Genomic DNA, 22,768 nt, shown 5'->3' with positions numbered 1-22,768 from the left:
GCTCCTCAAAAAATGCGGAAATAACCGTTTTTTTTAACTACCTTTTCAGCTACTAAACTAACTTGTGTATGCCACAAGACCACGAAGAAAAACTACCTGAAAGGAACGAATTCCATGAAACGAGACGCGTATTTATTAAGCAGTCCTCTGCTGTAATGGCGCTCGCAATGGCTCCTACCATCGTACTGAAAGCAACTGACAACGACCCTGTTACCAGGGATACTTCCCTGAAAGTTCCTGTGAGTCTGCATATCAATGGTAAACCATACCAGCTGTCACTCGAACCACGCACCACCCTGCTAGACCTTCTCCGTGAACAACTGGCACTGACCGGTACCAAAAAAGGCTGCGACCACGGCCAATGCGGCGCCTGCACCGTACACTCCGATGGTAAAAGGATCAACTCCTGCCTCACCCTCGCTGTTATGCAGGAAGGTAAAAAAATTACTACCATCGAAGGACTCGCGCAGGGAGAAGAACTACATCCCATGCAGCAGGCTTTCATCAAACATGACGGGTTTCAATGCGGTTACTGCACACCCGGACAAATCATGTCTGGCATCGCCTGCATCCGCGAAGGACACGCCAATTCTGAAGAAGAAATCCGCGAATTCATGAGCGGAAATATATGCCGCTGCGGCGCCTACGATAATATCGTCAGCGCTATTCAGGAAGTAAAAGAAGGAGGACACAACATATGAAACCATTTTCCTTCGTAAAAGCAACTAATACCAGATCAGCCATAGACGCTGTTTTGAAAGATAATGCCCGGTTCATCGCCGGCGGCACCAACCTGCTCGACCTGATGAAAAACGGCGTCATGCAACCCGATAAACTGGTGGATATTAATAGTCTGCCCTGGAAAGATATTACTGTCGCCAACGGCACCATGCATATAGGCGCCCTGGCACTTAACAGCACCGTTGCGGCAGACAAACAGGTAAAAGAACTACATCCGCTGCTCTCGCAAGCCCTGCTGGCAGGCGCTTCACAGCAGTTGCGCAACATGGCTACCGTAGGTGGAAATATGATGCAGCGCACCCGTTGCTCCTATTTTTATGATACCGCCATGCCCTGCAACAAACGTAACCCTGGCTCAGGATGCGGCGCCATCGGCGGTTTCAACAGAATGCATGCCATCTTCGGTGCCAGCGATCAATGCATCGCCGTGCATCCAAGCGATATGTGTGTAGCACTCACCGCTCTCGATGCCACCGTGCATATCAGCGGCCCTAAAGGAGAACGCAAGATGCCTTTCGGCGACTTCCACCGCCTGCCAGGCAATACACCGGAAAAAGATAATAACCTGGATAAAGGGGAACTGATCACCGGCGTTGATATCCCCGCCAGTCCGTTTACAAAAAATGTCTATTACCTGAAAGTCCGCGACCGCGCCTCCTATGCCTTTGCACTGGTATCCGTAGCCGCCGCGCTGGTAATAGAAAATAATATCATCAAAGACGCACGCCTGGCCATGGGTGGCGTGGCACATAAACCATGGCGACTCACCGCTGCAGAAAAAGCACTGATCGGTAAAACACCGGAAGAAGCAACTTTTCGTGCAGCCGCCAACGTTGCCATGCAATCCGCCAAAGCATATGAATACAACGCATTCAAATTGCAGATGGCACCTAACAGTATTGTTACAGCACTTTTAAAAGCAGCAGCGGTATGACCAGAGAAAAAAGTATAGGCAAACCAATGGACCGCGTAGATGGTAAACTCAAAGTTACCGGCGCTGCCAGGTATTTCGCAGATAATCATCTACCCGACCTGCTCCACGGATGCCTCGTATGCAGTACCATCACCAGCGGTAAAATTAAAACCATTGATGCCACCGCAGCATTACGCGCTCCAGGTGTCGTAGATGTGGTATCACACCTCAATACACCACCTGCTCCCGGTTATAAACAGGCAGACCCTTCTGCAAAACAGCCACTGCGCATCTTTGCGGATGACCGCATCTACTCCAACGGCCAGCCCGTTGCCATTGTAGTGGCTGACACCATGGAAAGAGCCGTGCACGCAGCCTCGCTGGTACAGGTTACCTACGACCAGGAAACCCACCAGACGGATATGCTGAAAAACCTTTCCGCAGCTTTTCAGAACAGCCGCATGAAAGATTATGTACGTGGAAAGGCAGACGCCTGGAAAGAGGCCCCCGTTAAACTTGAAGCATCATATACCACGCCGGTAGAAGTCCACAACCCAATGGAACTGGCCGGGATCGTAGCCAAATGGGATACGCCCGATCAACTCACCATCTGGTCTAAAACACAGGCAGTAAAAAATAATCAGCAGGCATTGAAAGGCATCTTTCAGATACCTGTAGAAAACATTACCATACACTCTCCTTTTGTGGGTGGCGGATTTGGTATGGCATTGCATTTATGGCCGCATGAAATCGCAACGATCATTGCTGCACGTAAACTGCGTAAGCCGGTAAAACTGGTCATTACCAGGGATCAGATGTTTACCATGGTAGGCTATCGCCCTACCAGCATTCAGAAAATAGGCATTGGCGCTACTGCCGACGGTAAACTCACCGGCATTACGCACGAAGCCATCGCCAATACTTCTGTTTATGAAGATTTTACAGAAGCGATTACCAGCATGAGTAAATTCATGTATGCCTGCCCGAATGTAAATACTAAATATCAGCTGGTGCCTGTCAACCTGGCTACGCCCATATGGATGCGTGGCCCCGGTGAAGCTACCGGCTCTTTTGCGCTGGAATGCGCCGTTGATGAACTGGCCCATCAGCTAAACATAGACCCGATCGATTTTCGCGTGCTGAATTATACCGAAACAGATCCTGAAAGGGAGCTGCCTTTCTCCAGCAATTACCTCAAAGAAGCCTACCAGATGGGCGCTGAGAAGATCGGCTGGCATAACCGTCACCAGCAACCGGGTGCGGTAAAAGAGGGCGACTGGTATGTGGGCTATGGTATCAGCACGGGTACTTTTGGTGCACACCGCGGCAAAGCTACGGTAGGCGCTACTTTCAATAACGATGGTAGTTTACTCCTGCAAAGTGCTACCAGCGACATAGGCCCCGGCACCGCTACTGCCATGGTGCAGATAGCTGCTGATGCCATCGGTCTGGATCCTGAAAAAATTACTTTCCAGCTGGGCGAATCTGCATATCCGCAGGCACCTGAACAAGGCGGTTCCGCTACCGTGGCCACTGTAGGCGCCGCTGTACATGATGTCTGCCAGGACCTAAAAAAAGAACTGGCCAGGCTCGCCATAGAAAATATTGCGGCTTTCAAAAACAGCAAAGCAGAAGAACTCACCTTTGAAGATGGCTTCATCGTTGCCGGCAACAACAGGATTGCCTTACATAATATCCTGACGGTTACCGGTAAACCGGATGTTAAGATCAACACTACTTCGGCCGGTGGAGACGAGCGAAAGAAATACTCCATGTATTCCTATTCTGTTCATTTTGCAAAAGTGCATGTACACGCCCGCACTGGTGTCGTAAGAATCAAACACGTCGTTTCCGTTGCTGATTCCGGCACAATCGTTAATGCAAAAACAGCCACCAGCCAAATGATTGGCGGTGTTGTCGGCGGTATCGGCATGGCCCTGACAGAAGAGGCTGTAATGGACCATCGGTTCGGACGATATGCCAATAATAACTTCGGTGATTATCATGTGCCTGTTCACGCAGATATACCACCTACGGATATATTATTTGTAAATAAAAAAGACCCTTACATCAATCCCATGGGCGCTAAAGGCATGGGAGAAATAGCACTGATAGGCTTTGCAGCGGCAGTAGCCAACGCAGTTTTCAATGCTACCGGTAAGCGGGTAAGAGATCTGCCTATCACACCTGATAAGCTTATATCATAAGTTTTTTTAGGTAGATGAATAAATTTGCTGTTGTATGATAAAGGAGTTGGAAGATATTGTAAAGGCGTTTGATAAAGCCACACAGCAGGGACTGCGCACCGCGCTGGCCACCGTCGTACATGTGGAAGGTTCTGCATACCGGCAGCCAGGCGCACGTATGCTGGTTACGGAGAATGGTGAACTTACCGGCGCCATCTCCGGCGGATGCCTGGAAGGCGACGCCCTCCGCAAAGCCCAGCTGGTTATCATGCAACAGCAACCCATGCTCGTCACCTACGACACCACCGATGAAGATGACGCTCAACTGGGCGTAGGACTGGGTTGCAACGGCATCATACATATTCTGCTGGAGCCTGTAGATACACAGTCGCCCAACAATCCGGTTCAGCTCATAAAGCTAATCACCTCCAACAGACAGGAATCCATACTAATTACATTATTCAATAAAAAACAGCGAAAAGGCCCACAGGCAGGAACAGTGCTATTACGCAGGGATGCCTTTATTGATGGCACCCCCGAAAACACCTCCCTGTACCCTGCATTGCTGGACGATTCGCTTACAGCCCTCCACAGCCGCAGCAGTATCGTCAAAAACTTCCTGACCGGCGACCAGGAATTATCTGCCTTGTTTTCCTATATCGCACCCGCCTTACAACTGATCATCGGCGGCGCAGGCAACGATGCACAGCCAGTTTTACAGCTGGCCACCGTACTGGGATGGCATTGCACCCTGATAGACGGAAGGCCGGCCTATGCCACATCACAGCGCTTTCCAGGCGCCCGCATCATCATCACCAAAGCCAGTGATGTACTGCAACATATCACGCCAGACGATTTTACCGCCGCCATATTGATGTCGCACAACTATAACTACGACCTCACCATGCTGAAAAATCTGATACAGACCTCTACACCGTATATAGGCGTACTGGGACCTGCAAAGAAATTGCGCCGCATGCTCGATGAATCTGAAGGTATCAGTCACATACAACAGGCACGCATATACGGGCCCGCAGGCCTCGACATAGGCGCAAACACACCAGAAGAAATAGCGTTAAGCATCATCAGCGAAATAAAAAAAGTTATCAGCAACCAATATTCAAACTATACCGGCCAATCACTCAGAGACAAGAATGGAACTATACACAACAGGGCGTCGCAGGTAGTTATCAGTCAAAAAATCTGAAATGACAGGAATCATTATTCTGGCCGCAGGTAATTCATCGCGGCTGGGCAAACCAAAACAATTACTGCTCCTACAGGAGAAAACACTGCTGCAAAAAATTACAGATACCGCCATAGAAAGTAATCTGGGGCCTGTACTGGTGGTACTGGGCGCGTATGCTCCCGACATACAACAAAGTATCGCCGGCAGAAATGTAAAAATCATTGTCAACGAAAACTGGAAAAGCGGCATGGGCAGCAGCGTTGCCTGTGGTATCAACGCACTGCTTCGTTTATACTCCAACGTTACCAGCGCCTTCCTCCTGGTATGCGACCAGCCTTTTATTGAGGCCCGGCTGCTCCATCGCATGGCCGCCATCAACGCGCCGATGGTAGCATGCAAATACAATAACACCTTCGGCACACCTGCCCTCTTCCAGCAGGATTTCTTCCCGGAACTGCAAGCCCTTGGCAGTCATGAAGGTGCCAAAAAAATTCTTTCCGCACATCAGGAACTGGTCAAAACCGTCGATTTCCCACAAGGAAGTATTGATATTGATACTCTTTCAGACTATGAAACAGTCCTGTCATCTCCGCAATAATCGCTGTAAGCATCTACCTAAAACAATCATTACCAGTATAATATAATCATCACACTACTACCAGTCCAACATTTGCCATTTATCTCCCCGGAAAAAATTTTTTTTGTGTAAGAAAGATTATTCTATATTTGTCTACAAATATGGTAGACTAATAAATTTCATTACCATGAAAGCAATAACAACATATTCACACGCAGCAGATAGTCGCAATACCGCGGCCTTGTTGACCCTGTCAGTTGCTGCTGGCTGTTGTTGTTGTTAATCCCCCACCACCTCTCTGCGGTTACCCCACCAATTTCCGCCACAAGCTTATACTGCATCGTTCACGCCAACAAAAACATTCGTCATGAAAACGAACAACCAACCCGTGTTCCGCCTGGAAAAGACGGTTACTGATGAACATCTCGCATGGTTTCAGCAATATGGAGTTATCCAGTTTAAGAACTTCATTGATAAAGATACCATAGCGGTTATCTTACGTGAAATAGCACATGTACAGGAACTCCTGCTCAGAAATGATATTCAAAAAGTAAATGGTATTCCGCTGAAATTCGGCACCGACGTAGATGGAACACCACTGATCCAGCGGATCGCCTTTGCCTCTCATTATAGCAATATCTTACGTACGCTGCTGCAGGACGAACGCCTGCAATCGCTCACCCGCCTGCTGGGCCCCTATGATGGCCGCATCGGCGAAAATGAAAAAGATGGCCTCGTTGTGAATCACTATGTGAATGCCAACGATAGCCAGTTCAAACAACTGGGCTGGCATACAGACAGTCCCCGCGATCTCTTCCTCGGCTCACGCATCCTGCCCATGCTGAATGTAGGCCTTCACCTTGATGACTGCCCCATTGAAAACGGTGGTCTCCGCGTACTAACGGGAACGCATACACAGAGTATTCTCAAATTGCTGTTCAGAAAAAAATACTTCGTAGATAATAATCCGGATAAGAATGAGACAGGTTTTAACATCGCTGCCGGTGACCTGACTGTACACGATGGCCGCCTGTGGCACCGTGTACAGCAGTCGCCGCAGACAGGCGAAAGCAGCAGGAGAAGGGTGATGTACATCCCGATCATTACCGGCAGCTATCAGCCTAAACATGCCTCCAGCCCTACCCCCTTCTATCATAAACTGGCACAGGTAAAGCAATACCTCTATGGTGGCAGGCCACAATGGACAGCGGCCAAAGGCAAGACAGCGCCGCTGGCCGATATCAATCACTCACTTAAATAAAAATATTATGTCATACGCACTGGTGACAGGCTCCGCAAAAGGAATAGGCAAGGCCATTGCCGCCAAACTGGCCGCAAAGAATTACCACCTGTTGCTGGTCGATTTCGACGGCAATACGCTGGAAGATACCGCTACCGAACTGGCAGCACTATATCACGTAAACGTACACACGCTTACACAGGATTTATCTGCTCCCGATGCTATCCATGAAGTTTTCCGATGGAGTTATCCTTTCCACCAGTCGCTGCAGGTAGTGGTCAACAACGCCGGATATGGCCTCAATGGCCCGTTTGAAAGCATACCATTGGAAAATCAGTTTAACATCATAGACGTAAATATCCGTGCACAGGTAGGCTTATCACATGCTTTCATCCCGGTGCTGCGGCAGTTTCAAAAGGCTTACCTGCTCAATGTGGTGAGCACTACCGCCTACCAGTCGGTACCCTATCTGAACATATATGCCGCCACCAAAGCGTTTGCGCTTTCCTTTACCAGGAGCCTGCGCCACGAACTGCGGCACAGCAATATATCGGTGAGTGCATTGAGTCCGGGCAGTACAGACACCGATTTTGTCAACCGGGCGAAGATGGGCGCTTCTACCCGCAAAATTGCGGACCGCTTCAATATGACCGCTGAAAGCGTTGCCAGTATTGCCGTTAACGGATTGTTTAAAGGAAAGGCGGAAATCATTCCGGGTGTCACCAATAAGCTAAATGCCTGGCTGCCCAAGTTTTTTCCTAAAGCATTTGTGGAGAGAATCGCGGGTAACATCTATGAGCCAAAGCCCGAAACACAGCCTGCCGGCGTTACCGCAAAGAATGTATTGTATGACGCCGGTGTAAAATAATCCTGGTTGTTAACCTCAGCTAAAGCCCTGTTTGTCCCTGTTCCGACTATACCATATTGGCGGGCGATGCAATATATGCATGCCCGCCAATAATAATTTTAATTGTACAGTACCTGTTCATCAGTGAAATACGTCCGGCCGCCTTTATCTATATGCTCAATAGGGCGTCCTCCGGGGCTTTTCTCCTTCTTTGGCACATGTACCTGCATAAAGTCCCTTACTTCGCCATTAATGATGCCCGGATGCGATTTGTTGATCTTCTTAATAGCATCCTTCAGCACCTTTTGCACCGCTTTCACTAATTCATTCAGCTGTGCCGGTGGTATTTTCCCCGCCACCGAAAACGGGGAAATCTTCGCAGTATACAGTATTTCATCAGCATAGGCATTGCCGATACCCAATACGTTCTTCTGGTCTGTCAGGTATTTTTTTATAGTAATTTTTTTTCCGGAGAGATGATCTTCGAGATATTTTGCATTGAAGTCTTTAGAAAGTGCATCTGGAGCGGTCTTTTCCGGCGGGTCCAGTGTGATGTGGGCAGCACGCTGATAATCCGTCAATGCAAGCGAAACTCCCCCCGAAAACTGCAATACCGCAATGGTAAACTTTTGTTCTTCCCCGTCTTTCAGTAAATACAGTTTACCATGTAACATCATATGCATCCCCAATACATGCTGTTTGCCGAAATAAAAATTCAGCTCCTTACCTGACCTGGCAATCTTTACGAGCGACTGCCCTACCAATGCTTTCTTCAACGCCGCCACCGTCACCTTCAGGTTTTTAGTAACGGGAACGGATATATCCGTCAGCTTTTTCTTCAGCAGCGCTTTTTCAAGGTTGTGCTGGAATACTTCCAGATCAGGTAATTCAGGCATAATGTATCTTTCTATAAATTTACACTAATTATCATTTCAACAGATGATCTGCGAAATGCCATTGTGTAGTATAATCCGGCTGAAGTTGCTGGTTGGTAATAATGGCCCTGAACATTTCAACCGGAATAGGACCTTCCTGCAGAAACGCATCGTGAAAAGCCAGTTCGGTCATTTTTCCGCCATCCACTATTTCTTTATGCAATGCGCGCAGCTGCAGGCCTCCCATCATATAGGCGATCTGGTACAACGGGCCATAGCCGCCGGTAAAGGAACGGCGTACCTCTGAAGTAGCACTGAATCTTTCATGTCCTACACGCTCCACCAAAAAGTCGATACACTGCTGCGGTGTCCATTTTCCCAGGTGATAGTTCAAACTGAAAATAATACGTGCGCATCGGTGCATACGCCAGAACAACGCTCCTACTTTCTCTTCCGGGGTAGCATGAAAGCCTTTGTCCCACAGCAACATTTCCCAGTAAAGCGCCCAGCCCTCTACAGAAAAAGGCGTATTGAATTCCCTTCTGTATGGCCTGTACCGCTGGTTCATATAGCCCTGCAGGTTATGTCCGGGTATCAGTTCATGAAATACTGTGGCATGTGAAAAACCATAGTTATTACTCCGCAGGCTCATTTCCTTGGACTCTTCGTCCATATCCATAGTCGGGTAGGCTATCAATATAGACGGCCCTCCCAGGAAAAACGGTGCAAACCTTTGCTGTTCACGGGTAAGCATAAACATGCGCCAGGTTTCTTTGGTAAGGGCAGGAATCGTTACCAGGTGGCGGTCTTCTACAAATTTTACGGCCTCATCTGCCAGCCGGTGTATCAACGCAGGCTGATTGCCGGGTGCTACATAGTTTTCCTTGATCTTTGCCAGCGCCTTCTTCCAGTCGCTGCCAAAGCCCATTTCCTTTGATACTTTCAGCATCTCTGCATCACACCATTCAAATTCTTTATTGGCAATGGCCACCAGCTCTTCGGGGCCATAAGGGATCATTTCATAACGCAACTGGGCAGTAAGCGCCTCCTTGCCTATAGGCATGCCTTTAATACCGGAGGCATCCAGACTCTTATCTGCATTGTCCGCCTGCACCAGCAGCTGCTCCTGGTAATTTTTCAACACAGAATCCGCGCCACGGTATGGCTCCGGCACACGCCATGTGAATTGCGGATCGTAGCTGTAATAGAAATCATATACGTTTTTCAGACCATTCCGTAAACCACTCACCACATCTGATGCTTTATGATACTCCGCAGCATTGTAAGTGGTTGTATTTTTTAGTGCCGCAGATAAGTTACCTGCGGTCTGCTTCACGGCCGCCAGCGTGACGGCAATTTTAGCAGCATCCGGCACATCACCTCTCCTGCGCTTTACCTGTATATCCATCAGCTCATCTGCAAAAGGTACCAATGGCTGAATTTTCGTATAGGCAATATTGTTATGCTTAATATTCTCCAGCGCCTGTTGAAGGTTACGCTGCAACAGTATGTAATCTACCTGCTCCGTCACACGCAATGTCCGGAACGGTATCTTATTCAATTCACGCAATGCATCCGTATAATACGCCTGCATACGGTTGTAATACTCCGGACTATCATGAAAGATATAAACTCTGTCCAAAGCATCTGTATCAGCTTCTATTCGTTGGATCAGGTCGGCCACCGGCTCTGCCTGACTAAAGTGGGCAAGGAACAGGAATCCTAGCAACAGCGGTATTTTTTTCATAACTGATGAGATCAATAAGGGAATCTTATTAAAGATAAATGTAAAATATAACAAGGCCAGTAAAAATTCCGGCCCGTTTTCCTTTGGTTGATTTTCTATTTACGAAACGATTACTCAAAGATATAAATCACGCTGTACAAGGGTTTACATAAATTGTCCGCTACTTTACGAACATTGTCTTTACAATTATAATATATACATATTAATCGTGTATGTAAAAACGCTGTTAAAAGAGGCGGAAATAGCGGACTGATGAGGCTTTCAGACTTCATATCTCCGAATAAAATCGGTAAATTCGTAAATAGTGATTTTTAAGAATCCACAAAACAGTCAACTTTATAATTCTAAAAATTTACGGCGTGAAATTGAACAAGAAGCAGGTGCTGAAACCGTTAGTTTTTGCATTTACAGTAAGTGTTTTTGCATTCCTTATTACCACCTTTAGCAGTATAGACAAATCCAAAGCCAACAACGTTACAAACAAGCCAATCATTGATTCCTCCGAAGCAATTGAATCTACAAAATCTGTTAGTTTATATGATGAACTACAATTAAGTGCAGCAGGACTTTCCAAAGAGGCTTACGAAAAAGCGATGCAGGGATTTGAAAAATTACAACGTGAAGGAAAGATTAAAAACGACAAAGTAATTTCAATTATTGATTTCTCTTTACCCTCCAGTCAGAAGCGTTTATTTGTTATTGATCTTCAAAACAAACTTTTACTCTTCAACACATTGGTATCTCACGGCAGAAACTCTGGTACTTTAAGTGCCAATGCGTTCTCCAACCAGCCTAACAGCTTTAAAAGCAGTCTGGGCTTCTTTTTAACAGGAGAAACCTACATGGGAGAACACGGGTTATCGCTTCGCCTTCAGGGTGAAGAAGCTGGTATTAACGATAATGCCATGGCCCGCGGTATCGTGATGCACAGTGCTGCATATGTAAATGAAGCACTCGTGAAAGTACAGGGTTATATCGGCCGCAGCCTCGGTTGTCCCGCTATTCCTGAAAATGTCCATCGTAAAGTGATAGACCGCATCCGTAATGGAAGTGTACTGTTTCTTTACAGCCCGGACAAAACTTATTCCATGCGTACAAAAATGCTGTCTAAAGACAGTACAGCATCTTAATAAAATCATTTTATTAAATACAAAAGGTCGTCTCTACTGAGTAGAGACGACCTTTTTTTTGTTGCATTATTTAGCGATCACAAACTTCACCGGCGCATAGGCACCTTTCTCCATTTGCAGATAATAAATACCTGCCGGTAAATCTCCCACAGCAACGTTACTGTTTCTGCCTTTGTTAATCATTACCCTGCGCAGATATACACCATTTGCATTCGTCAACACAGCGCTGCCGCTGATGCCCGCATTGATATATAACGTAGATGCCACAGGGTTAGGATATACCTGCAGTACACCCGTACGCATATCTTTATTGGTAGCCATCACCGGTTGCTGTGCCATTAAAGTACTGCTGGCAGCAGATTGCAGCGCACTACTTCCTTCGATCAGCGATAACACCGGCCTGTCGCTCAGATTTGCCGATTCATTGGAATAGAAGGTAATATCAGAAGTACTTGCATCAGATCCTTTGAAATTGCCATAAATATGTACCACCAGTAAAGAATCACCATGGCGTATATGACTCAGCAGCGAGTCTTTACTCAGGTTCCAGGTCATCCAGCTACCACCATAATAAAATCCGGCGTTCAGTGAATCAATATGCGAGGAATCAGCCACCCATTTATTCCAGGTAAGACTGTTGGCATCCGTATTATCCCAGTTTGATTTTGCGGCCCATTTGGCTACCAGACTGGTTTGTCCGCCATTGGTATTTACACCACGCACCTTCATGCTTAACCGTACGGTATCTACATTGGAGAGATTGCCGCTATAATCCGCCAGCCTGAATTTCAGGAAGGTTTCCCGCTTGTAACCTACATTGGGATCAGGTTTCACAGACAAAGAAGAATCATTACCATAATTCGTATCAGCAGTACCACCGTTACGGATATACGTATCTGCCACCGGACTGATACCTGCAGGTCTGTTGCCCGGGCCGAAGTTGATATCTATCACCGGTATATTATTCTCAAACCTGTACGCATAGGTGATATCTTTGGTAGAACCATTGGTAAACACAAATTTTATACGCAAGGTATAGGTGCTGTATTTCTTCCAGAATTCAGCCACCGGCATAGATACATTAAAGCTGTCTGTGCCCACCTTACTGGCTACCCATGCCAGCTGATCATAGTTGGCGCCATCATCATCCTGATCATTGTATACCACAATGGAACTAACAGTTTTTGTTGTAGTGAATTTTCCGGAGAGATTAATATTGCCATTACTGTAATCCGAATGGAAGTTGACAAAAGATGCGGTGCCGCCGCCATAGAGATCGGAGATAGCATCTTCTGTACGGAATACCTCGCAGGTATGCAGTATCGCGCATTCGCCGGCAGTCAGGAAAGTGGCCGCACGGCCGTAGGTCTGGTTCCCACTGCCCATGAGTGCCGTACCTTTTGTCGGATCTGCCTTTTCAGAAACTTTCTCTTTATCGTGTGGTAAGTTCAGTCCATGTCCCAGCTCATGCACCAAACCGCCGATATACGCAGAAGTGCCGCCCGTAGCGAAATAGCTGGTATCAATATTAGGATTATCCAGTGCAAAGCACCAGCCATTCCCCAATCCATAGAATGGATTATAACCATCTTCCGGTAAGATGACCAACGTATGCGTACTGCTTTTTTCTTCGGGATGTGCGGCAAAATAGGCGTTTACTTCCGGGATGATTTTGGTGCCACCGCCATCATACGGATAATTTGTTTTATCGTACAACCCACGCAGGATGGTGATCTTCGCCATGCCGTCGCTGTCTTTACGCAGTCCGAAAGTTTCGTTCGTATAGCCGTAGTAGTTCATCCATTTGCGATAGAAGTCCTGCGTTTGCAACAGTATACCGTTTAGGCGTTGACGGTAGCTTGCCACGGTATCCACGTCAGTAGGCAGGAAATAAATCACGTTAAGGTTATGCTTCCTTGTTTCTACCTGCCGTACTACTGGCGGAGTAATCGTTCCCTGGTGGTAGTAGATGGTGAGTTGCGGCCGCTGCATGGGATTTGTCCATTCCCGGGAATACATGGAAGTATTGGCGGCGGTATTCAGCCGGGTATACACGGCAAACGACACCAGTGAGTCGCTGGCTAGTGAAGATTGTACCCTTGCACCGAGGCCGTTCCAGACAGCGGTATAGGGCGTACTATCGGCAATCGCCGTGGTTGGTTTGGCCACTACGCTTAGTGTATCAGGGCCAATGCCTGGTTTGTTGTTCCAGGTAACAGTCGTTTCCGTCCAGGTATTGTTGGCTACCGGCAGCACATGCCACATATGGCCGGTGCCTGCCTGTGAAAAATAAATACTGCCTTGTAAACTGGCAGAGTCAATTACAGTACCGTCAGGCAGGCCCAGGTCTTTAAGGCTGAATTTGAGGAAAGTAATCAGGTTGTAGACAGATGTGCTGGCGGACTGGGAATAACGGAAGCGAAGCTGTGTAGAACTGCCGTAGTTGGCATTCCTGGCATCGTCAGCAGTGTTGCTGTTTACGTAGGTGTCTTCCGAAGCGGTAATGACTTTGGTAAATGATTGTGCCCGCGAGACATGCGCGCTGAGTAGGCCCACTGAGGTAAGGGCGATCGAATGCAAAAGGGTCGATAGTTTTCCCATTGTTCAATTTTTGGTTAATTAATCAGAAAAACTTTTGCAATGATCGACAATGAATAAAAGGAGGGATTACATGAAGATATTATCTAGTTAGATAAAAACATAATAATTGGTCAACAAACACATATATTTTATTATTATATAAATAAGCCATTCATTCAAAAGAAAAAATACGGATACCTCTTAAAACAAACAGGCGTCCCATTTCGTGGAACGCCTGTTCATAACGCATTTTATTTGACATCCTTCAGAAAATCATGCAGCAAATCTTCGCTGCCTCTTCCTTTCGGATCATCTCCATAATCATTTCTCCTTGGATCACCATCCATAAATAGCAAAACGAAGCTAAAAAACGGAAAGAATATCCAGAAACCCGACCTATTGATATCATGACAACGTTTCACCACCTGTGCTAACGACACCCACAATAACGGAATTGTTATGATGACGGAAACATCATAATCCGCTATCCCAAGCCAATCAAGGACTACAAAGATCCCAAAAACAGCAATTACGGTAATCCCGTACTCGGTGCGTCTGATACGCCCCCTGAATAAAAATGGATTCTTGAACATAGCACAGGATATTTCCCGCTAGATACAACAATCATTTTCATTCCTCATAACACATTATAATGAAAAATATGCTTGATAAATTTATAATCAGGTAAATGTGTTATAAAGTTATATTACCCTTCCCATGAAAGGATCACTGATACTATTCGCCCCGGTTTCCACACGGCCCGCATAACGCTGCGCAAATGCCGCACTACCGTCTACGGATACACGCACATCATACCAGCCATGATTCTTAGACAGATCGATCAGCAACGTGCTTTTGCCTTTCGCCGGCACAGTAATCTTTTTACTGCCTTTACCATAAGACATATCAGTAGCGGTAATCGTAACAGGGTGACTTTCATTATTCACAACCTGCAACGCCACGTTACCGGTCAGTTTACTTTTAATACCTTTCTGTTTTTCGTACCCGCATTCGAGTGATACCTGCGGATCGCTGGCATTACCTTCAAACTCGCGATAGTAACCATTGGCGCCGTATAAACGCAGTTGGTATCCCCCACCTTCGAACTCCTGCAAAGGCCAGCTGTCAGCGATCTTATCGCCCGCTTTCACTGCATAGGACCAGGCGCGCATCGGGCCCATCTGCTGCGTATCTGCCTGCACATAATTTCCTGGTGCATATACGTTGAAAGGTGCACCCATCGCTTTAGCTCCGAATACATCTTTCGCAGCCGCAAAACTAATCTCAAAGGAACGCTTATCAGCACTGAGTTTACCATGCGTATACAGTTCATATGGCAATGCACAGGAAGGACGTGTACCCTTCTCCTGCTGCGGCATCCATGACGACTGTTGCGGTGTCGCATTGATTTGCGCAATTTCTTCCGCTGTCAGCGCCTTGAAGTTATCAGGCAGCTTCTTGAATTTAGCATTGAAAATGCTTTCCATTACTTCGTTACGCTCTTCAAACGGCAAACTCACCTGCTCCCCGTTGTAAGGACGGAATACACTGCTGAGATCTCCGCAGATAGTACGTCTGTAAGAAGAAATATTTGATTCACGTATAGTCTTGCCCGTTTTATGCGACAGGAAGTTTTCCAGCAGCTGCGTAATACTGGTATGGTCGCAAATCTCCGAATTCACATAACCACCGCGGCTCCACGGTGATGCGATCACCAGCGGCACACGGTATCCCAGGCCTATCGGACTCTCACGCAGGGAATCTTTCCCTACATGTTTCTTCTGTTTTTCTTCTTCCAGCGATACATATTCCAACGCAGTATCTATACCGGCAGAAACCTTTCCTGTACCAGGTTTATGTGGTGCTGTAAACGGAGGCACATGGTCGAAATAGCCGTCATTCTCATCATAACATAAAACGAAAATGGTCTTCTTCCACACTTCTTCCTGCTTCGTTAGGATATCCAGTACTTCAGATACATACCAGGCGCCATACCACGGAGAACCAGGATGGTCGCTGAATTCACCAGGGGCCACCAGGTAAGAAACCGTAGGCAGTTTACCACCATTTACATCTGCCCTGAACTGATGCAGGATATCACCTTTGGGCACTGAAACCTTGCGGGTTTCGCTACCATCTTTGTATTCCAGGGTTTCCAGCTCGTGGTAATGCGGGTCATTACTGTTTACGGTAAATGCACGCTGGTGCAGCTCCTGCTCACGTTTGGAGAGCTTCGCAAAATTCTCCGGTGTATATTTTTCCGCATCTGATTTTAATTGGGTGAGATATTTTTCACCCCTGTCTATCTGCGATGCTAATTTTTTATAGTCGGCGGTATCTGCTGTTAAGGTTGACAGCTTTTCCTTTTTAGTCTTCAGCTCTTCCGTGATGGCGGGAATAGCGGTCTGTACATATTTCCGGTAGCCTTCTGCATAGCGCACATTAAAGGCGGCGAACCATTCTATAGGGTTGTCTGTAAAATTGGCCAGCAGTCCGTCTTTCTCACCTTCCAGGTTAGCGGCACTGATTTCGTTCTGGTATATTTTCCAGGAGATGCCATTGTCCTGCATACGTTCAGGGAAAGTATTCCAGTGTGCTTCTGCGCCATAGTCTACATCTTCATTCCATACATTGGCTTTGGCGGCAGGATTCTGGGAATCACGAAGGGTGCCTGACCAGAGGTACAGGCGGTTAGGGGTAGTACCTGTCAGGGAAGAACAGAAATTCTGGTCACAAACAGTGAAGGCATCTGCCATAGCATAATAGAAAGGGATATCTCTCCTGTCGTAAAAGCCCATGGTCAGGGGCATTGGCGCCCAGTCTTTATTGCCAGACTGCTTTACCAGCAGCCATTTATCGTATTTACCATGATTGCGTGCATCTACCTGGTTGGCCCACGAGTGCGGCAGGCTACTCATCCAGGTGGCTTTGGTGTTCTTGATATCCAGCCTGAAAGGTGCAAAGGTTTCACCCTTTTCATTTGATTGTAACCAAACCAGGTTCTTGTTTGGCAGGTTGATGGCGCGAGGGTCGTTATAACCACGCACACCTTGCAGGGAGCCATAACAATGGTCGAACGACCTGTTTTCCTGCATCAGGATAACGACATGTTCCGCATCCAGCCAGGTGCTGCCTGGAGGAGGATTAATGGCCATAGCGCGCTGAATAGAGCCAGGCATAGCATTCCATACACCGGCTGCACCGGAAAGCAGGGCCGCTTTTCTGATAAAGTCTCTTCTAGTATCCATTTTCAGTTTAGTTTTCATGTTCACTGCAGAGCCCCGCTTACAGGGCGTTTCAGCAATGGTGGCTGAAAATAGGAAATAATGACGGACTGCACAATTAAGTTCGGGTTAATTATATAAGCGGCAATGATTATCAACAAAAAAGGCCTGCCGCATAATGCAGCAGACCTGTATATGTAAAGGTTAAACGTTCTGTGTATGCTATTACCTGGTTGTATTGGCAGGAATAATCGTAATTTTGAATCTTACAGAAGAAGTAGGCAGCTGAATCGCAGCACCATTCACGCCCTGCGCTTCAATCAACACCGTACCTGCCTTGTAGATATAAGTAAAGGACGTGTTGTTATAAACCTCTGGCAGCGCCTCAAATAATGTCTGGTTCCTGGACATTGACACTACTACGGCATCAGACTGCGTAGTGCTGGTAGTCAGTTCTCCTACGTCTATAGAAATATAGTAAGTACCAGTGGTATTATCAAAAATCCATTGGTTTGCAGCCGCATCCACTACTATTGTAGTGTTGGGAATAATATCATTATAATTCTTAGTACAACTGCTGGCGGTAAAGAGGACAAGCACTAGCGGCAAGGAGTATAACCATTTTTTCATATACGATATGTTTATTAAAGATTGAATTAAGAATATTTATCTTTAAGCGACTACATCCAAATACAATGCCATAATCATTGGGGGATAAATCAGAACAATATGCTACCTAGGTTTCCAACAGCTTTAAAACCAATTCAATATAGCCCGTATATCAAACTTCACTACAGCGGGAAATCGGTTTTTGCATTTTATAAAATAGTAGAACAATCGGGAAGGTCAGAAGGTTTGATTACCGAAAATACATTATTATTTATTATAAAAGGCAGAAAAGAAATCCACCTTGAAGATGAAGATTTAGTTGTGGGCCCTAACCATCTGGCATTACTGAAACGCGGCTCCTACTTCATGTCCAACATCCTTGAAAATGATTTCCAGGGCCTCATGCTGGCCATCGATGATAAACTGCTGCGCTCCTTCCTCACGGAAGACCTGGAATCCGGCATACCGGATACGACCATACCAGTACCCATGGTCATCCCCTGCTCAGATAATATCCTGCAGATAAGAAGCAGTATCCTGCAGTTTATGGAACACCCCAACGAATACACGTCGCGCCTGCTGGAACTAAAGCTGCGTGAACTACTGCTCACATTGCTTTCCGGCGAATACCGCCACCAGGTCATCGCCTACCTGCACCACATGTTCGCCAACCCTTCCGAACATCTGCAAATGACCATTAAAGCCAATCTCCTGAAACCGCTTAGCCTGGACGACTATGCCCGTCTATGCGGTATGAGCCTCTCCACCTTCAAAAGAGAATTCACCCGCATCTATAAGGAGAGCCCGAAAAAATGGATCAACGATGAAAAGCTGAAGCATGCGGACTATCTCCTTAAAAACACCAGCAGCAACATCAATGAAATATCCGATACCTGCGGATTTGAGCAACCCAGTTATTTTATACGCTGCTACAAAGCCTATTTCGGAGAAACGCCCAATACAACCCGCAGAACCAGAATTGCTACTTTTTGACCGTTTTCTGCTATCATCAAAAGGGGTTCCATCAATAGCTTTGTACCATAAAACGACAGGCTATGAAACAGATGCTCAAACCCTTTGTGCTGGCTGCATGCACCATCATATACAGCGCCACTTCCGCACAACAGCTCAACAAATCTTCTTTCCTGAAAGCACCGGAAAGCGTAATCCCTTATGGCCCCAGCCTATTCATCACCGATCTGGGAGAAGGCGGTAAACCAACAGTAAAAGACGGCAACGGCATCATCTGGAAAATGGACCCGCAAGGCCAGGGCCATGCGTTTGCTACCGGACTGGATGCCCCTAAAGGTACCGCCATCATCGGCCATACACTGTATGTAGCCGATATTGACAAAGTGAAAGGATTTGATATTAATAGCGGCAAACAGGTATTCAGCGTGGATTTCGCCGCTACAAAAACAAGTCTGCTCAATGATCTCGTAGTCAAAGATGATAGCACCCTCTTTGTGTCTTCCACTGATATCAATAAAATATATGTGGTACACCTCAGCGGCAACGGCCGTTTCGAAGAACTGCCGTTAACCAGCGAAATCAGGGGTGCCAACGGGCTTGCTTATGATGTAAAACGCCAACGCCTATACGTTTGCGGATTGGGGAGTCTCACTACTTTTGACGGCGATCTCGGTTATATTGATCTTCATAAAACCCCACTCACCTTTGTTCACATCGGCAGCCGTAAAGGCTTATACGATGGTCTTGCATTAACAGACAATAATCGTAAACTGGTTGTATCCGACTGGATTTCTTTTGAGAAGAAAGGAGTTATTTTACTGGTAGATATTGAAAGCGGTGATATACAGCAAATAAGCCAGGCGCCATTGAATGGCCCGGCAGATTTCGCACTGTATAATAACAAATTGATTATTCCGCTCATGCTGGATGCCGCTGTTATAGCGATGCCACTGCATCCTTAATCAAAATAGAACGTCCACGGTCTTCGACCGTGGACGTTCTCCCTGATATGACGATAAAAAAATCCTATATCCTTACCTGTACACCTGCCAGCATACCGGCAAACATGCCATCCGCCTTACCATTTCCACGATCCTTATACCAGATATAGTGAGAAATTAAATCACTGCCGGCATCATCTTTCATGTGCATAAAGTTGATGTTAGGTCCTGCAAACACTTCCACTTTACTGCCAAGTCTGTACGCCAGATATCCACCCACTGCATATTTGGAGTATACACCACGTTTAAAATCAGTCATCACGGTTTCAGTTCCTTCCACATTCAAGCGCAGGTGCGACATTAACGGTAAATGCCAGCCTAAACCTGCCTGCATCGCATACAGTGTCTGCGCACTCTTCAGGTTGTAACCCACACCCAGTATACCATACAGTGCCTTACCCCCCGACTTGAAACTGGCCACAGTGGTAGCTGATTCATCGATCGTCAGGCTGATATTATACTCTCCGTTTTTAATGATGTTGATGATACCAATAGGGTAATCACTGCTATCGGCAATATTCAGGAAACCCGCCAGCTGCACACCTTTCACCTTTTTTGCAATGTTCATAAAACCAGCAAACTGCATGTTGGCATCCGTAGCACGGTTGAAGAAACCTGCCACCTGTAAGCCATGTACCTGAGAGGCAGTATTGCAGAAACCCGCTACCTGCAAGCCATTCACCGGACCACCCACATAGTTGCCAAAGCCGGCAACCAGAATACCATCAGCCTTATTGTGTACGATATTCATAAAACCCGCCACAGTAACAGCTTTGTAAGTATGACCTATATGATTGGAGAATCCCGCTACTTCTACACCATGGGCCTCATCTTTGATGATATTGGAGAAACCCGCAATGGCAATACCGGTCTCAGACCTGGATACACCAGCCAGCAGATTCAGTGAGAAGCCATTCGTATATTCGGCAGCGTGTTTGCCATTGGAGCTGATGGGATAGATGAGTCCTACATGCGCAGGAGCATATTTAGTGTTTTGTGCATTTGAATGAATCGTCACGACTACCAGCAGCACAGCAAAGAAGAATGTTTTCATGTCGTTGTAATTATGTTGTTCTGTATTACGACACGCTCATGAAAACATACCCCTATCGTTAAAAATTTATTTTAGAAGATCGTTAATCCGATATGCCATCCGATCCAGATCCTGCCATTATCTCCAAAGTTAATACCAGGATAATTTACGCCGGGCCGGATCTCTTTGTAATCCATTCCATTCGGCTGGTCTCTCCTATGTATGGAAATAACAGGGCCGCCATATATGGCAAACATACGCCCCGGCCTATATTGAAATGCCGTGGAAAAGCGGTACAGCTGTGAATTTTCGTTGGCATATCCCATATGATATTGCTGCGCCGTTGCTTCCAGTAATACAGAGAAATGCTTATTGCGTAACATACGCTCTGTACCCATACCATAACCATATGTATAGGAACGCTGGCTGTTAAAGTCAACACCACCAAGCATAATACCATAAAGCCGCTGATTGCCTGTTTTCCATGCAACGTTGACTGGCAGCAGCTCTGTGCTAAACAGCGACACTTTGTGATAGCCTGTTTTGATAATATTTACGATGCCGATGCTGTAGCCATTGCTGGTATCAGCGATGTTCACAAAGCCGATCTGTACACCATCCAGGCGTTTGGCTTTGTTAAACATAGAGCTGATCTGCACGCCTTTCACGGTGCCTTTTGTAACATTCCCAACAGCGGAGATCTGTGCCCCATGGGATTCTCCGGCACTGTTATAGAGCCCGGCCAGCTGCACGCCATGCATGGTATCCCCTGTAAAGTTAGCAGCACCGGATACCTGTACGCCATTCATTTCTTTTCCGGTAGATGCCAGGATACCCGCCACCTGCACGCCTGTCATGTTCTGTTTTACTTTTTCTACAGCACCGCTGATCTGCACGCCATCCTGGTTGCCGGAAATAATATTGGAAATACCTGCCGCCTGTACGCCGCGCATGGAGTCCAGCACATTATTGTGCATGCCGGATACCTGTACGCCGATCATCTTTCCTCCGGTGATATTCACCAAACCCGCTACCTGTACATCATGCACATCATTTTTCACAATATTGAAAGCTCCTGCTACTTCTACACCATCAACGCCGGCGGTATAGCCGCCCAATACGTTCAGGGAAAGCTTATTCACCACCTGCCCGCTCATTCTTCCGTGGGTACCGAGTCCTGGCAACAGCGATACCTGGTATGGCTTGTCTGCAAAAAACTGGGAGATATTAAGACTCTGTGCTTTCTGTCTGGACGACAGAAACATACGTCCGAACCAGGTCCTTTCTACATGCGCATGACCGGTTACTTCTACTGTTTGGAGGGTACGGGTATAGGGAGATATGCTCACTTTAATTTCCTGGTCAGCGCCGGAGCTCAACATCAGGAGGGTATCTGAATACAGGTCTTTACTAACGCTGATGGCTGCGGCCGGGGATTTATCCCGCAACCGCAGCCTGAAATAACCGTCATTATTGGTAAGTGTCGATATGAGTTGCTGTCGTTCATAGACGCTGGCATTGGGCACCCGTTGTCCCGTGGCCTTATCCGTTACCACACCGCTCACATAAAAAAATACACCAGGTGGTTTATATTGTAAGATGAGATAATTACCATGTTCTTTATATTGATAATCACCGTTTAATAGTTTGTCTAATATCTCGCGTATGCTGGCATTTTTTTGTGAGATGCTTACAATACTATCTTGCGAAATGATATTGCTGACATATGAAAAAGTAAAATTTCCCTTTTTTGCGATGGTCTGTAAAGCTTCATCCAGCGGTCGTTTACGGATATCGACATCGATTTTTCTATCAAGGATGGACTGTGCGATAACGTTACCTGAAAACAGCAAAAGTAAAGCAAACAGTAACCAGTGACGTAGTAGTATATTTGGTGGCATAGA

At 46.6% G+C, this 22,768-nt stretch carries 18 protein-coding genes; 10 read left to right on the top strand and 8 right to left on the bottom strand.

The window, feature by feature from the left end; all coding sequences use genetic code 11:
- Positions 1-68 precede the first annotated feature (68 nt).
- The 7 genes from F3J22_RS28500 to F3J22_RS28470 all read left to right on the top strand — a co-directional run bounded on the left by F3J22_RS28500 (position 69) and on the right by F3J22_RS28470 (position 7,714).
- Positions 69-701, top strand: coding sequence for a (2Fe-2S)-binding protein (locus F3J22_RS28500; RefSeq protein WP_167021371.1), 633 nt, complete (start codon positions 69-71; stop codon positions 699-701).
- The gene (locus F3J22_RS28495; RefSeq protein ID WP_167021370.1) at positions 698-1,675 is read left to right on the top strand and encodes a xanthine dehydrogenase family protein subunit M; all 978 of its coding nucleotides are present in this window, start codon (positions 698-700) and stop codon (positions 1,673-1,675) included. Before F3J22_RS28500 ends, F3J22_RS28495 begins: the two co-directional genes overlap by 4 nt.
- Positions 1,672-3,861: a xanthine dehydrogenase family protein molybdopterin-binding subunit gene (locus tag F3J22_RS28490; RefSeq protein WP_167021369.1), complete on the top strand. Its 2,190-nt coding sequence runs from the start codon at positions 1,672-1,674 to the stop codon at positions 3,859-3,861. The genes F3J22_RS28495 and F3J22_RS28490 overlap by 4 nt, the downstream gene beginning before the upstream one ends.
- A 34-nt stretch (positions 3,862-3,895) precedes the next feature.
- The gene (locus F3J22_RS28485; RefSeq protein ID WP_205195756.1) at positions 3,896-5,047 is read left to right on the top strand and encodes an XdhC family protein; all 1,152 of its coding nucleotides are present in this window, start codon (positions 3,896-3,898) and stop codon (positions 5,045-5,047) included.
- A 1-nt stretch (position 5,048) separates the two neighbouring features.
- Positions 5,049-5,627 carry an NTP transferase domain-containing protein gene (locus tag F3J22_RS28480; protein ID WP_167021368.1) on the top strand — a complete coding sequence of 193 codons (579 nt, stop codon included), beginning with the start codon at positions 5,049-5,051 and terminating at the stop codon, positions 5,625-5,627.
- Between the two features lie 346 nt (positions 5,628-5,973).
- Complete coding sequence (locus F3J22_RS28475; protein ID WP_167021367.1) at positions 5,974-6,867, top strand: phytanoyl-CoA dioxygenase family protein; 894 nt, start codon at positions 5,974-5,976, stop codon at positions 6,865-6,867.
- Between the two features lie 7 nt (positions 6,868-6,874).
- Positions 6,875-7,714, top strand: a complete 840-nt coding sequence (locus F3J22_RS28470; protein WP_167021366.1) for an SDR family oxidoreductase — start codon at positions 6,875-6,877, stop codon at positions 7,712-7,714.
- Positions 7,715-7,812: 98 nt separating this feature from the next.
- Here the strand turns inward: F3J22_RS28470 and F3J22_RS28465 are convergent, their stop codons facing one another.
- Positions 7,813-8,589 (bottom strand): DNA-formamidopyrimidine glycosylase family protein, encoded by a 777-nt coding sequence (locus tag F3J22_RS28465; protein WP_167021365.1) that lies wholly within the window; start codon positions 8,587-8,589, stop codon positions 7,813-7,815.
- A gap of 31 nt (positions 8,590-8,620) precedes the next feature.
- Positions 8,621-10,315, bottom strand: a complete 1,695-nt coding sequence (locus tag F3J22_RS28460) for a DUF885 family protein (RefSeq protein ID WP_167021364.1) — start codon at positions 10,313-10,315, stop codon at positions 8,621-8,623.
- A gap of 359 nt (positions 10,316-10,674) precedes the next feature.
- Here F3J22_RS28460 and F3J22_RS28455 point away from each other — a divergent pair, with 359 nt between their 5' ends.
- Entirely contained in the window at positions 10,675-11,445 is a 771-nt protein-coding gene (locus F3J22_RS28455; RefSeq protein WP_370459480.1) for a murein L,D-transpeptidase catalytic domain family protein, read from the top strand.
- A 66-nt stretch (positions 11,446-11,511) separates the two neighbouring features.
- Here the strand turns inward: F3J22_RS28455 and F3J22_RS28450 are convergent, their stop codons facing one another.
- The 4 genes from F3J22_RS28450 to F3J22_RS28435 all read right to left on the bottom strand — a co-directional run bounded on the left by F3J22_RS28450 (position 11,512) and on the right by F3J22_RS28435 (position 17,879).
- Positions 11,512-14,046: a DNRLRE domain-containing protein gene (locus tag F3J22_RS28450; RefSeq protein WP_167021363.1), complete on the bottom strand. Its 2,535-nt coding sequence runs from the start codon at positions 14,044-14,046 to the stop codon at positions 11,512-11,514.
- A 230-nt stretch (positions 14,047-14,276) separates the two neighbouring features.
- Positions 14,277-14,618, bottom strand: a complete 342-nt coding sequence (locus F3J22_RS28445; protein ID WP_167021362.1) for a DUF805 domain-containing protein — start codon at positions 14,616-14,618, stop codon at positions 14,277-14,279.
- 108 nt (positions 14,619-14,726) lie between these two features.
- Positions 14,727-17,273 carry a phosphocholine-specific phospholipase C gene (locus tag F3J22_RS28440; protein ID WP_167021361.1) on the bottom strand — a complete coding sequence of 849 codons (2,547 nt, stop codon included), beginning with the start codon at positions 17,271-17,273 and terminating at the stop codon, positions 14,727-14,729.
- 201 nt (positions 17,274-17,474) lie between these two features.
- On the bottom strand, positions 17,475-17,879 hold the full coding sequence (locus F3J22_RS28435; protein ID WP_167021360.1) for a hypothetical protein: 405 nt from the start codon (positions 17,877-17,879) through the stop codon (positions 17,475-17,477).
- Between the two features lie 99 nt (positions 17,880-17,978).
- On the opposite strand from F3J22_RS28435, the gene F3J22_RS28430 reads away from it, so the two are divergent.
- Complete coding sequence (locus F3J22_RS28430) at positions 17,979-18,851, top strand: helix-turn-helix transcriptional regulator (RefSeq protein ID WP_167021359.1); 873 nt, start codon at positions 17,979-17,981, stop codon at positions 18,849-18,851.
- A gap of 62 nt (positions 18,852-18,913) precedes the next feature.
- Positions 18,914-19,792, top strand: coding sequence for an SMP-30/gluconolactonase/LRE family protein (locus tag F3J22_RS28425; RefSeq protein ID WP_167021358.1), 879 nt, complete (start codon positions 18,914-18,916; stop codon positions 19,790-19,792).
- A 64-nt stretch (positions 19,793-19,856) separates the two neighbouring features.
- Here the strand turns inward: F3J22_RS28425 and F3J22_RS28420 are convergent, their stop codons facing one another.
- Positions 19,857-20,885: a hypothetical protein gene (locus F3J22_RS28420; RefSeq protein ID WP_167021357.1), complete on the bottom strand. Its 1,029-nt coding sequence runs from the start codon at positions 20,883-20,885 to the stop codon at positions 19,857-19,859.
- Positions 20,886-20,956: 71 nt separating this feature from the next.
- Positions 20,957-22,765 (bottom strand): STN and carboxypeptidase regulatory-like domain-containing protein, encoded by a 1,809-nt coding sequence (locus tag F3J22_RS28415; RefSeq protein WP_167021356.1) that lies wholly within the window; start codon positions 22,763-22,765, stop codon positions 20,957-20,959.
- Positions 22,766-22,768 lie beyond the last annotated feature (3 nt).

This window comes from Chitinophaga sp. Cy-1792 (assembly GCF_011752935.1).
In the GTDB taxonomy this organism is placed as follows: Bacteria; Bacteroidota; Bacteroidia; order Chitinophagales; family Chitinophagaceae; genus Chitinophaga.
The sequence above is the reverse complement of the archived record's forward strand: the minus strand, read 5'-3'. Positions and strand labels throughout refer to the sequence as shown.

Bases quoted from the DNA above. Each gene is read 5' to 3' on its own strand.
- F3J22_RS28500 (WP_167021371.1), top strand. From the start codon at position 69: ATGCCACAAGACCACGAAGAAAAACTACCTGAAAGGAACGAATTCCAT.
- F3J22_RS28495 (WP_167021370.1), top strand. From the start codon at position 698: ATGAAACCATTTTCCTTCGTAAAAGCAACTAATACCAGATCAGCCATA.
- F3J22_RS28490 (WP_167021369.1), top strand. From the start codon at position 1,672: ATGACCAGAGAAAAAAGTATAGGCAAACCAATGGACCGCGTAGATGGT.
- F3J22_RS28485 (WP_205195756.1), top strand. From the start codon at position 3,896: ATGATAAAGGAGTTGGAAGATATTGTAAAGGCGTTTGATAAAGCCACA.
- F3J22_RS28480 (WP_167021368.1), top strand. From the start codon at position 5,049: ATGACAGGAATCATTATTCTGGCCGCAGGTAATTCATCGCGGCTGGGC.
- F3J22_RS28475 (WP_167021367.1), top strand. From the start codon at position 5,974: ATGAAAACGAACAACCAACCCGTGTTCCGCCTGGAAAAGACGGTTACT.
- F3J22_RS28470 (WP_167021366.1), top strand. From the start codon at position 6,875: ATGTCATACGCACTGGTGACAGGCTCCGCAAAAGGAATAGGCAAGGCC.
- F3J22_RS28465 (WP_167021365.1), bottom strand. From the start codon at position 8,589: ATGCCTGAATTACCTGATCTGGAAGTATTCCAGCACAACCTTGAAAAA.
- F3J22_RS28460 (WP_167021364.1), bottom strand. From the start codon at position 10,315: ATGAAAAAAATACCGCTGTTGCTAGGATTCCTGTTCCTTGCCCACTTT.
- F3J22_RS28450 (WP_167021363.1), bottom strand. From the start codon at position 14,046: ATGGGAAAACTATCGACCCTTTTGCATTCGATCGCCCTTACCTCAGTG.
- F3J22_RS28445 (WP_167021362.1), bottom strand. From the start codon at position 14,618: ATGTTCAAGAATCCATTTTTATTCAGGGGGCGTATCAGACGCACCGAG.
- F3J22_RS28440 (WP_167021361.1), bottom strand. From the start codon at position 17,273: ATGGATACTAGAAGAGACTTTATCAGAAAAGCGGCCCTGCTTTCCGGT.
- F3J22_RS28435 (WP_167021360.1), bottom strand. From the start codon at position 17,879: ATGAAAAAATGGTTATACTCCTTGCCGCTAGTGCTTGTCCTCTTTACC.
- F3J22_RS28430 (WP_167021359.1), top strand. From the start codon at position 17,979: ATGCTACCTAGGTTTCCAACAGCTTTAAAACCAATTCAATATAGCCCG.
- F3J22_RS28425 (WP_167021358.1), top strand. From the start codon at position 18,914: ATGAAACAGATGCTCAAACCCTTTGTGCTGGCTGCATGCACCATCATA.
- F3J22_RS28420 (WP_167021357.1), bottom strand. From the start codon at position 20,885: ATGAAAACATTCTTCTTTGCTGTGCTGCTGGTAGTCGTGACGATTCAT.
- F3J22_RS28415 (WP_167021356.1), bottom strand. From the start codon at position 22,765: ATGCCACCAAATATACTACTACGTCACTGGTTACTGTTTGCTTTACTT.